The organism is Streptomyces sp. NPDC041068, assembly GCF_040647455.1.
GTDB lineage: Bacteria > Actinomycetota > Actinomycetes > Streptomycetales > Streptomycetaceae > Streptomyces.
Map to the genome: position 1 here is coordinate 131,274 of NZ_JBEZCG010000001.1, position 11,989 is coordinate 143,262.

Genomic DNA, 11,989 nt, shown 5'->3' on the forward strand with positions numbered 1-11,989 from the left:
CCGCGCACACAAAGGTGACGATGCACGGTGAATGACGACAAGCTCAGGGACTACCTCAAGCGCGTGGCGGCCGACCTGCACCGCACCAAGCAACGCCTGAACGAGGCCGAGTCCAAGGACCACGAACCGATCGCCGTCGTCGCGATGGCCTGCCGCTACCCCGGCGGCGTACGCACCCCCGAAGACCTCTGGCGGCTCGTCGCGTCCGGCACCGACGCGATCAGCGGCTTCCCCGCCGACCGCGGCTGGGACCTCGCCGCACTCCACGACCCGACGGGGGAGCGCCCCGGCACTACCTACAGCGCCGAGGGCGGATTCCTCGACGACGTCGCGGAGTTCGACCCCGCCTTCTTCGGGATCTCCCCGCGCGAGGCGCTCGCCATGGACCCGCAGCAGCGGCTGTTTCTGGAGACCACCTGGGAGACCTTCGAGCGGGCCGGCATCGACCCGCACACGCTGCGCGGCAGCCGCACCGGCGTCTTCGCCGGAGTGATGTACCAGGACTACGCGGCCCGCCTCGGCCAGGTGCCCGACGACATCCAGGGCTACCTCGGCAACGGCAGCTCCGACAGCGTCGCCTCCGGCCGCATCGCCTACACCTTCGGTCTCGAAGGGCCCGCCGTCTCCGTCGACACCGCCTGCTCCTCCTCGCTCGTCGCCCTCCACCTGGCGTGCCAGGCGCTGCGGCACGGCGACTGCGCGCTCGCCCTCGCGGGCGGGGCCATGGTGATGTCGACCCCGGTGCCGTTCGTCGAGATGAGCCGCCAGAACGGCCTTGCCTCCGACGGTCGTTCCAAGTCCTTCGCGGCCACCGCCGACGGCACCGGCTGGGGCGAGGGCGTCGGCATGCTCCTCCTGGAGCGCCTGTCCGACGCCCGGCGCCTGGGCCACCCGGTCCTCGCCCTCGTACGCGGCTCCGCCGTCAACCAGGACGGCGCGAGCAGCCGCCTCACGGCGCCCAACGGCCCCTCGCAGCAGCGCGTCATCCGCCAGGCCCTCGCGGGCGCCCGCCTCACCGCCGCCGACGTCGACGTCGTCGAGGCGCACGGCACCGGCACCCCGCTCGGCGACCCCATCGAAGCGCAGGCACTCCTCGCCACGTACGGACGTGAGCACTCCGCCGAACAGCCGCTGCTGCTCGGCTCGTTGAAGTCGAACATCGGGCACACGCAGGCCGCCGCCGGGGTGGGCGGCGTCATCAAGATGGTCCTCGCCATGCGGCACGGCGTGGTGCCCGCCTCGCTGCACGCCGAGGAGCCCACGCCACAGGTCGACTGGTCGCCGGGGACGGTGCGGCTCGCCACCGAGGCGACCCCGTGGCCGGAGACGGGGCGCCCGCGCCGCGCGGCGGTCTCGTCCTTCGGCGTCAGCGGCACCAATGGGCACGTGGTCCTCGAAGCGGCGGCCGAGCCGACTGCCGACGAGCCGTCCGCGCCCCGCACAGGTCCGCTGCCCTGGGTGCTCTCCGGCCGCGGCGCGGACGCCCTGCGGGCCCAGGCCGCCCTGCTCCACGCCCACTTGGAGACCTTCCCCGACCTCGGCCCGGCGGACGTCGGTCACTCCCTGGCCACCGGCCGCGCGGCGCACGAGCACCGGGCCGTCCTGATCGGCGACGACCGGCCCGCCCTGCTCGACCAGCTCGACGCGCTGGCCCGCGGCACCGACACCCCAGTCGGCGCGAGGGGCACTGCCCGCTCCGGCGAGGCGGTCGCCTTCGTCTTCCCCGGCCAGGGCTCCCAGTGGCCCGGCATGGCCCGCGAACTCCTCGACACCTCACCGCGGTTCGCCGACCGCATGCGGGAGTGCGCCGAGGCCCTCGCCCCGCACGTGGACTGGTCGCTGGAGGACGTCATCCGCGAGGCGCCGGGCGCCCCCGGCCTCGACCGGGTGGACGTCGTCCAGCCCGCTCTCTTCGCGGTCATGGTCTCCCTCGCCGGCCTGTGGCGTGACCACGGCGTCGAGCCCGCCGCCGTCGCGGGCCACAGCCAGGGCGAGATCGCCGCCGCGTGCGTGGCCGGCGCGCTCACCCTGGGGGACGCCGCCAAGGTCGTCGCCCTGCGCGCCACGGCACTCCGCGCCCTCGCGGGACACGGCGGCATGGCATCGGTCTCCCTCCCCGTGGACCGCGTACGCGAACGCATCGCCCCCTGGGGCACGCGGCTCGCGGTCGCCGCCGTGAACGGGCCCGAGGCCGTGGTCGTCTCCGGCGAGCCCGAGGCGCTCGCCGAGCTGCTCGCCGCACTGGACACCGACGGCGTACGCGCCCGCACCGTGCCCGTCGACTACGCCTCGCACGGCCCGCAGGTCGAGGCGATCCGCGACCATCTGCACACGGCCCTGCGGGACATCGTGCCCCGGGCCGCCGACGTGCCCTTCTACTCGACCGTGACCGGCGGCCTCCTGGACACCACCGGCCTCGACGCCGCGTACTGGTACGAGAACCTGCGCCACACCGTGGAGTTCGAGCGGACCACGCGCACCCTGCTGGCCGAAGGACACCGCGTCCTCCTCGAAGTCAGCCCGCACCCGGTGCTGACCGCGGCCCTGCAGGACACGATCGAGGACTCCACCGCCGACGCGCTGGCCACCGGCACCCTGCGCCGCGACGAAGGCGGCCTGCGGAGGTGGCTGACCTCCCTCGGCGAGCTGCATGTGCGGGGCGTGGCCGTCGACTGGGCCGCGGTCTTCGAGGGCACCGGCGCCCGCCGCTGCGACCTGCCCACCTACGCCTTCCAACGGCAGCGCTACTGGCTGGAGGAGACCGGCGCCCCCGGCGGCGACCCGGCCTCCCTCGGGCTCACCCCCTCCGGGCACCCGCTGCTGGGCGCCGTGGTCTCCCTCGCCGCCGACGACGGGTTGCTGTTCACCGGCCGGCTCTCGCTGCGCACCCACCCCTGGCTCGCCGACCACGCCGTGCGGGGCAGCGCCCTGCTGCCGGGCACCGCCTTCCTGGAGCTCGCGGTCCTCGCCGGGGACCGCACCGGCTGCGCGCACATCGACGAACTCGCCCTCCAAGCACCCCTGGTGCTCCCACCGCACGGCGGCGTCGTGCTGCGCCTGTCCGTCGGAGCCCCCGGCACCGAGGGCACCCGCACCCTCGCCCTGCACTCCCGGTCCGACGACCCCGACACGGACGAGGAGTGGACTCGGCACGCGACCGGCGTCCTCGCTCCCACCGCCCCGGCCCCGGCGCCGTCCACGGGAGCGGACCTCACCGTCTGGCCGCCGCCCGGCGCCACCCCCGTCGACCTCGACGGCATGTACGAGCGCTACGCCGAGGGCGGCTTCGCCTACGGCCCGGCCTTCCAGGGCCTGACGGCAGCCTGGCGGCTCGGCGACGACCTGTACGCCGAAGCCGTCCTGCCCGCCGAACCGCGCCAGGACGCCCCGGCGTTCGCGCTGCACCCCGCGTTGCTGGACGCTGCCCTGCACGCCACCGGCCTGAGCGCCGAGGGGACGGAGGGCGACGGCGGCCGCATGCCGTTCGCGTGGAGCGGCACCACGTTGTACGCCTCCGGCGCCTGCGCCCTGCGGGTACGCCTCACCCCCACGGCACCGGACGCCCTCGCACTCGAAGCCGCCGACGCGACGGGCCGCCCGGTCGCCTCCGTGGCATCCCTGAGGCTGCGGCCCGCGGCGACCCCGTCGACACGGGCGGCACACCATGAATCGCTCTTCCGGGTGGACTGGACCGAGGCCGTGTGCCCGCCGGGGGCGGTGGACGGGGCGTGGGCGGTCATCGGGGGAGGGAGGATCGACCGCCTCGCCGACTCCCTCAACTCCGGCCACTCCGGCGGAGCCGCCGCCACCGTCCACGCCGACGCCGCGGCCCTCGTCGCCGCGCTCGACTCCGGCACGCCCGCCCCCGACATCGTCCTGCTGCCCCTTCCGCCGACACCCGGCGGCGACCCGGACGACGTACGAGACGACGTACGAGACGACGTACGAGAGGTGCACACGGCCGTCCACCAGGCCCTGGAGAGCCTGCAGACGTGGCTCGACGACGAGCGCCTCACCGACAGCCGCCTCGTCCTCGTCACCCGCGGCGCCGTGTCCACGGCCCCCGGAGAGAGCCCCACCGACCCCGCTCGCGCCGCGGTGTGGGGCCTGGTGCGCTCGGCCCAGGCGGAGCACCCGGGCCGCTTCGTCCTGCTGGACCTGGACCCCCGAGCGGGGAGCGACGAAAGCGCCGAAGGCCCCGCCGTCGTCGCGGCCCTCGGCTCCGGAGAACCCCAACTGGCCTTGCGCGACGGCACGGTCCGCATGCCCCGCCTCGCCAAGGTCGCCGCCGACGACCCGGCGCCCCTCGCCCTCGACCCCGAGGGGACGGTTCTCGTCACCGGCGGCACCGGACTGCTCGGCTCCCGCGTCGCCCGCCATCTGGTGACCCGGCACGGCGTCCGCCACCTGCTGCTCACCAGCCGCACAGGCCCTGCCGCGCTCGGCGCCTGCGAGGCCGCGGAGGAGCTCACCGCGCTCGGCGCCCAGGTCACCGTCGCCGCCTGCGACGCCGCGGACCGCGCCGCGCTCGCCGCCCTGGTGGAGAGCGTCCCGGCGGAGCACCCGCTGACGGCCGTCGTGCACGCCGCGGGCGCCCTCGACGACGGCGTCATCACCTCCCTCACGCCCGACCGCGTCGACGCCGTCCTGCGGCCCAAGGCCGACGCCGCGCTCCACCTGCACGAACTCACCCGGGACCTGGACCTGTCGGCCTTCGTCCTCTTCTCCTCCGCGGCGGGCACCTTCGGCGGCCCCGGACAGGGCAACTACGCCGCGGCCAACGCCTTCCTCGACGCCCTGGCCCAGCGGCGCCGCGCCGAGGGACTGCCCGCGCACTCCCTCGCCTGGACCCTGTGGGAGCAGCGGTCCGCCCTCACCGGACACATCGACGACGCCGAGGTGCGCCGCCTGGCCCGCTCCGGCATGCCGCCGCTGGCCACGGACGAGGGCCTCGCGCTCTTCGACACTGCGCTCACCGTCGACGCCCCGGCGCTCGTGCCGCTGCGTCTGGACCTCCGGGCCGTGCGCGCCCGCGCGGCGGAGGGCGAGCCGGTGCCGCCGCTGCTCGGCGGACTCGTCCGCGTCCCCGTGCGGCGGGCCACGGCCGCCGGGCCCGCCGAGGCCGGGGACACCTCCTTGGCGGAGCGCCTCGCCGCGCTGTCCGACGGCGAACGCCTGCGCACCCTCGTCCAGTTGGTGTGCGCACAGGCCGCCTCCGTCCTCGGCCACGCCCCCGGCGACACGGTCGAGGCGGCACGCGCCTTCCGCGACCTCGGCTTCGACTCGCTGGCCTCCGTCGAACTCCGCAACCGCCTCACCGCCGCCACCGGCCTGCGCCTGCCCGCCACGCTCGTCTTCGACCACCCCTCGCCCACCGTGCTCGCCGCTCACCTGCGCGACCGGCTCACCGACAGCGGTACGTCGTCGAGCGCGCCGCGGAGCGTCCCCGTGCCCGCCGCCGACGAACCGGTCGCCGTCGTCGCGATGGGCTGCCGCTTCCCCGGCGGCGTACGCACCCCGGACGACCTGTGGCGGCTCATCGCCACCGGCGCCGACGGCATCGGCGCCTTCCCCACGGACCGTGGCTGGGACCTGGACGCCCTCTACGATCCCGACCCGGCGCACATCGGCACCTCGTACGTGCGCGAGGGCGGATTCCTGGACGGCGCCGGGGACTTCGACCCGGACTTCTTCGGCATCTCCCCGCGCGAGGCCGTCGCGATGGACCCGCAGCAGCGCCTGCTCCTGGAGATCACCTGGGAGACCCTCGAACGCGCCGGCATCGACGCGTCCGCGCTGCGCTCCACGGCCACCGGGGTCTTCGTCGGCCTCATGCAGCAGGACTACGCGGTCCGGCTCCTGCCGCACATCCCCGAGGACGTCGAAGGCTTCCTCGGCACCGGCAACTCCGGCAGCATCGTCTCCGGCCGCATCGCCTACACCTTCGGCCTCGAAGGCCCCGCCCTCACCATCGACACCGCCTGCTCCTCCTCCCTCGTCGCCCTGCACACGGCGGTGCAGTCGCTGCGCCGCGGCGAGTGCGAACTGGCCCTGGCGGGCGGGGTCACCGTGATGTCGAGCCCCGAACTCTTCGTGGAGTTCAGCAGGCAGGGCGGCCTCGCGGCCGACGGGCGCTGCAAGTCGTTCGCCTCGGCGGCGGACGGCACCGCCTTCGGCGAAGGTGCCGGTGTGCTGCTCCTGGAGCGGCTCTCGGACGCCCGCCGCAACGGCCACCCCGTGCTCGCGGTCGTCCGGGGCTCGGCGGTCAACCAGGACGGCGCGAGCAACGGCCTGACCGCGCCCAACGGCCCCTCGCAGGAGCGCGTGATCCGCCAGGCGCTGGCGAACGCGGGCCTGAGCGCCGCCGACGTCGACGCCGTGGAGGCGCACGGCACCGGTACCACACTGGGCGATCCCATCGAGGCACAGGCGCTGATCGCCACGTACGGCCAACAGCACACGGACGAGCGGCCGTTGTGGCTCGGGTCCCTGAAGTCCAACATCGGCCACACCTCCGCGGCCGCCGGGGTCGGCGGCGTGATGAAGATGGTCCTGGCGATGCGCCACGGCCTGCTGCCCAAGACGCTGCACGTCGACGAGCCCACGCCCCAAGTGGACTGGTCCGCTGGCGCGGTGCGGCTGCTCGCCGAGGCGCGCCCCTGGGACGGCACGGCCGGGCCGCGCCGCGCCGGTGTCTCCTCCTTCGGTGTCAGCGGCACCAACGCCCACGTCATCCTGGAGCAGGCACCCGAGAGCGAGCCGCAGGACCGCACGGCCCCCGATGCCGACGCGCCGATGCCCTGGCTGCTCTCGGCCAAGTCCCCCGAGGCCCTGCGCGCCCAGGCCGCAGCCCTGCTCGCCACGTGCGCCGAGGACACCCGCGCCGACGACGTCGCCCTGTCCCTCGCCACCACACGGACCCGGCACCGGTATCGCGCCGTGGCGGTCGGCGACAGGGAGCAACTCCTTTCCGGACTGCGGGCGTTGGCGGCGGGGGAGCCGTGTGCGTCCGTCGTGACGGGTACGGAGGCGGGAGTCGGCAGCGGCACGGTGTTCGTCTTCCCCGGGCAGGGATCGCAGTGGGCGGGCATGGCGCGCCAACTCATGGTCCAGTCAACGGAGTTCGCCGACTCGATGCGCCGGTGTGAGGCAGCCCTCGCTCCGTACGTCGACTGGTCGCTCACGGACGCCGTGCTGCGGGGCGAGGATCTCGACCGGGTCGACGTGGTGCAGCCCGTGCTGTTCGCCGTGATGGTGTCGCTCGCCCGGCAGTGGGAGGCGTTCGGCGTGGTGCCGGACGCCGTGCTCGGGCACAGTCAGGGCGAGATCGCCGCCGCGGTGGTGGCAGGGGCGCTGTCCCTTCAGGACGGCGCGAAGGTCGTCGCCCTGCGCAGCCGGGCGATCACCGCACTCGCCGGGGACGGCGGGATGGTGTCCCTCGCCGTGCCGTCGGTGACGGCCGAGCAGCGCATCGCGGCCTGGGGCGAACGCCTCTCCGTCGCGGCCGTCAACGGCCCGTCCGCCGTGGTCGTCTCCGGCGACGGGCCCGCGCTCGACGAACTCCTCGCCACCTGCGAGGCCGACGGGGTCCGCGCCCGAAGGATCGACGTCGACTACGCCTCCCACTCCGCCCACGTGGAGCGCATCGAGGCGGAACTGCACGCGGCACTCGACGGCATCGAGCCCACCGACGGCAGGATTCCGCTGTTCTCGACGGTGACCGGCGACTGGCTGGAGACCTCCGCCATGGACGCCGGCTACTGGTACACCAACCTCCGCCGCACGGTGCGCTTCGAGCACGCCGTCCGAGCCGTCGCCGAAGCGGGCCACACCGCGTTCATCGAGGTGAGCCCCCATCCCGTACTGACCATGGCGGTGGAGGAGACGCTGGAGGCGGTGGGCGCGCAGGGCACGGTGACCGCGAGCCTGCGCCGCGACGAGGGCGGCATGGAGCGCCTGCTGCTCTCCCTCGGCCAGGCGCACGCCCACGGAATCGAGGTGGACTTCTCACCCGCCTTCTCCGGAACCGGGGCCGTCCGCGTCGACCTGCCCACCTATCCCTTCCAGGAGCGGCGCCTGTGGCTGGACGTGCCGACCACCAGTTGGGACGTGGCCTCCGCAGGCCTCGGCGCGACCGGGCACCCGCTCCTGGGCGCCGCCGTCGAACTCGCCGACACCGGTGAGCTGTTGTGCACCGGCAGGCTCTCCCTGCGTACGCACCCGTGGCTCGCCGAGCACACCGTCCAGGACAGCGCCCTGCTGCCCGGCACCGCCTTCCTGGAGCTCGCGCTGCGCGCCGCGGCCGAGGCCGGATGCGCCGGGGTCGACGAACTCACCCTCCAGGCACCGCTGGTCCTGCCCGCCGAAGGCGCCGTCCTCCTCCAGGTCAGGCTCGGTCCCGCCGACGCGGACGGCGGCCGCCCGCTCGGCCTCTACTCCCGTACGGAGCGCGACGCCGCGGCGGCGGCGCCCTGGACCTGCCACGCCACCGGCGCCGTCGCACCCGCGGGCCGCGAGCCGGGGCCCGCGCTCATCGCCTGGCCGCCCGCGGGCGCCGAACGCGTCGACGCCGATGACCTGTACGCACGCTTCGCCGCCGCCGGATACCGCTACGGCCCCACGTTCCAAGGCATCCGCGCCGCCTGGCTGCGGGACGGGGAGGTCTACGCCGACCTCGTCCTCGACGAGCGGCAGCACGCCGACGCGGCCGGATACACCCTGCACCCGGCGCTCGTGGACGCGGCCCTGCAGACCGCCGCGCTCCTGCCGGGACGGGACGGCGCGGCACGCCTGCCCTTCAGCTGGAACGGCGTCACCGCCCACGCGACCGGCGCCACCGGCCTGCGGGCCCGGCTCAGTGCCGAGGGGCCGGACGCCGTCACCCTGACGGTGTACGACCTCGCGGGCCAGGAGGTCCTGACGGCCGACTCCCTCGACCTCCGCCCCGTATCGGCCGACGCGCTCGCCCCGGCGCGTGACGGCCGGGACGGTTTGCACCGCCTGGAGTGGGTGCCCGCCCCGGCCGACGACGGCGGGGAGCGGGAGACGTGCGGGCTGCTCGGCGACCTGCCGCGTGACACCGTCCCGGGCGCGGTCCACTGGGCCTCGCTCTCCGCGCTCCGCGCCGACCGGGACACCGCCGTCCCCGCCTTGGTGGTCACGGAGTGCCCGCGCGCCGCCGATGCCGGTTCCGCCTCCGGTTTCGACGACGGCTACGGCGATCAGGCCGATTCCCTGCGCGCCACCACGGTCGCGTGCCTCGCGCTCGTTCAGGAGTGGCTGTCCGAGGAGCGGTGCGCCGAGGCCACCCTGGCCGTCCTGACCCGCGGTGCCGTGCGCACCGGGCCGGGTGACAGGGCGGCGGCCTGGGAGCGGTCAGGGGCGTGGGGTCTGCTGCGCACCGCGCAGACCGAACACCCCGGCCGCTTCGTCCTGGTGGACCTGGACGAAGCGCCGGAGTCGCTGTCCGCCGTGCCCGCCGCCCTCGCCACGGGCGAGGAACAGCTCGCGGTGCGGTCGGGCGAGGTGCTGGTGCCGCGCCTCGTCGCGGGACCGGGCAAGGACACCCTCGTACCGCCCCATGACACCCTCCTACCGTCCCGGGACGCCCTTGTGCCGCCCCAGGAGGAGAACTGGGAGACCTGGCAGGTCGGACTCTCCGGGGACGGCACGGTGGGCGGGCTCACGGTGGTGCCCGCACCCGCGGCCGCGGCGCCGCTCGGTGAGGGACAGGTCCGCGTCGCCGTGCGCGCCGCGGGGCTGAACTTCCACGACGTGGTGGTCTCGCTCGGCCTCGACCCCGACCAGCCGGTGCTCGGCAGCGAAGGCGCGGGCACCGTCGTGGAGGTGGGGCCGGGCATCGAGGACCTCGCGCCCGGTGACCGGGTGATGGGCGTGTTCGGCGGGGCCTTCGGGCCGCTTGCCGTCGCCGACCGGCGCACCCTCGCGCGGATCCCTGCCGGATGGTCCTTCGCGCGGGCCGCGTCGGTGCCGATCGTCTTCCTCACCGCCGCGTACGGCCTGTTCGACCTGGGCGGCCTGAAGCGCGGCCAGTCGGTCCTGGTGCACGCGGCCGCGGGCGGCGTCGGGATGGCGGCGGTGCAGCTCGCCCGGCACGCCGGAGCCGAGGTGTACGGCACGGCGAGCCTGGCCAAATGGGACGTGCTGCGCGCGGCCGGGCTGGATGCCGCGCACATCGCCTCCACTCGCACGGTGGACTTCGCGGACCGCTTCCTGGACGCCACCGACGGCCGGGGGGTGGACGTCGTACTGGACTGCCTGGCACGGGAGTTCGTCGACGCGTCACTGAGCCTGCTGCCCCGCGGCGGACGCTTCGTGGAGATGGGCAAGACCGACATCCGGGACGCCGACGAGGTGGCGCGCGACCACCCCGGCGTCCATTACCGGGCCTTCGACCTGATGGAGGCCGGGCCCGAGCGCATCGGCGCCCTGCTCACCGAGGTGCTCGCCCTGTTCGAGCAGGGTGTGCTCACCCCGCTGCCTGTCACCTGCTGGGACATCCGCCAGGCCCCCGTGGCGTTCCGGCACCTCGGCCAGTCCCGGCACATCGGCAAGAACGTCCTGACCCTGCCCGCGCCCCTCGACCCCGACGGCACCGTCCTGGTCACCGGCGGCACCGGAACCCTCGGCTCCCGCGTCGCCCGCCACCTGGCCACCGCCCACGGCGTACGCCACCTGCTCCTGACCGGGCGCCGGGGTCCCGAGGCCCCTGGCGCGGCGCAGCTCGTGGACGAACTCGCCGAGGCCGGCGCGCAAGCGCGCGTGGTGGCCTGCGACCTCACCGATCCCGTCGCCCTCAAGGACCTGTTGTCGGGTGTGCCGCGGCAGCATCCCCTCACCGGGGTGGTGCACGCCGCGGGCGTCCTCGACGACGGCGTGGTCACGTCCCTGACCCCCGCTCAGGTCGACCGCGTCATGCGCCCCAAGGCGGCTGCCGCGCTCGCCCTGCACGAGGCGACCCGCGACAGCGACCTGGCGGCGTTCGTGCTCTTCTCCTCGGGCGCCGCTCTGCTCGGTGGCGCGGGACAGGCGGGATACGCCGCCGCCAACGCGGCCCTGGACGCCCTGGCCGCACGGCGCCGCGCCGAAGGGCTGCCCGCCGTGTCCGTGGGCTGGGGCATGTGGGAGGAACGCAGCGCCCTGACCGCGCATCTGACGGACGCGGACGTACGCAAGATGGCCCGCGGCGGAGTCGGCGCCCTGTCCACCGACACCGCCCTCGCGCTGTTCGACGCGGCCCTGCGCGCGGCACAGCCGTACGTGCTGGCCGCCGACATCGACACGGCCGCGCTCAGGGCGGCAGTGGCGAGCGGTACTCCCGTACCCGCGCTGCTCAGCACGTTGGTCCCCGCCCCGCGACGGCGCGCCGCCGCCACGATCGCTGCCGGGGCGCCCGCGGGAGCCTCGCTCGCCGGTCAACTCGCGGGTCTGGCAACGGCGGAGGCGCACCGCTTCCTCCTCGACGCGGTGCGCGGTCACGCGGCGGCCGTGCTCGGTCACACCTCCGCGGACCTGATCGACGCGGCACGCCCGTTCAAGGAGCTGGGCTTCGACTCCCTCACCGGCGTCGAACTCCGCAACCGCCTCTCGGCCGCGACCGGGCAGCGCCTGCCCGCGGCACTCGTCTTCGACCACCCCACCCCCGAAGCCCTGACCCGCCATCTCGCCGGGAAGCTGCTGGCCGGTGACACGGACGCCGACCCCGTCGCGTTCGCCGCCCTTGACCGACTCGACGCGCTCGTCGCCGAACTGGCCCGCGGCGCGGGCGCGGAACTGCGCACGGAGTTCGCCCGACGGCTGCGCGGCGCTCTCTCCCGCCTCGACGCGGCCGGGGCGTCCGGCGCGTCCGGGGAGCGGGACAGCGGCCCCGACACCGCGGACGCCATCGAGTCCGCCACCAACGAAGAGATCTTCGACCTGATCGACAAGGAGCTGGGCATCTCGTGAGTCCCGTACAGAACGGCACCCT

At 75.2% G+C, this 11,989-nt stretch carries 1 protein-coding gene; it reads left to right on the forward strand.

Features of this window, described 5'->3' with window-relative positions; genetic code table 11:
* Positions 1–27 precede the first annotated feature (27 nt).
* On the forward strand, positions 28–11,967 hold the full coding sequence (locus AB0B50_RS00435; protein ID WP_362323277.1) for an SDR family NAD(P)-dependent oxidoreductase: 11,940 nt from the start codon (positions 28–30) through the stop codon (positions 11,965–11,967).
* Positions 11,968–11,989: the final 22 nt, after the last annotated feature.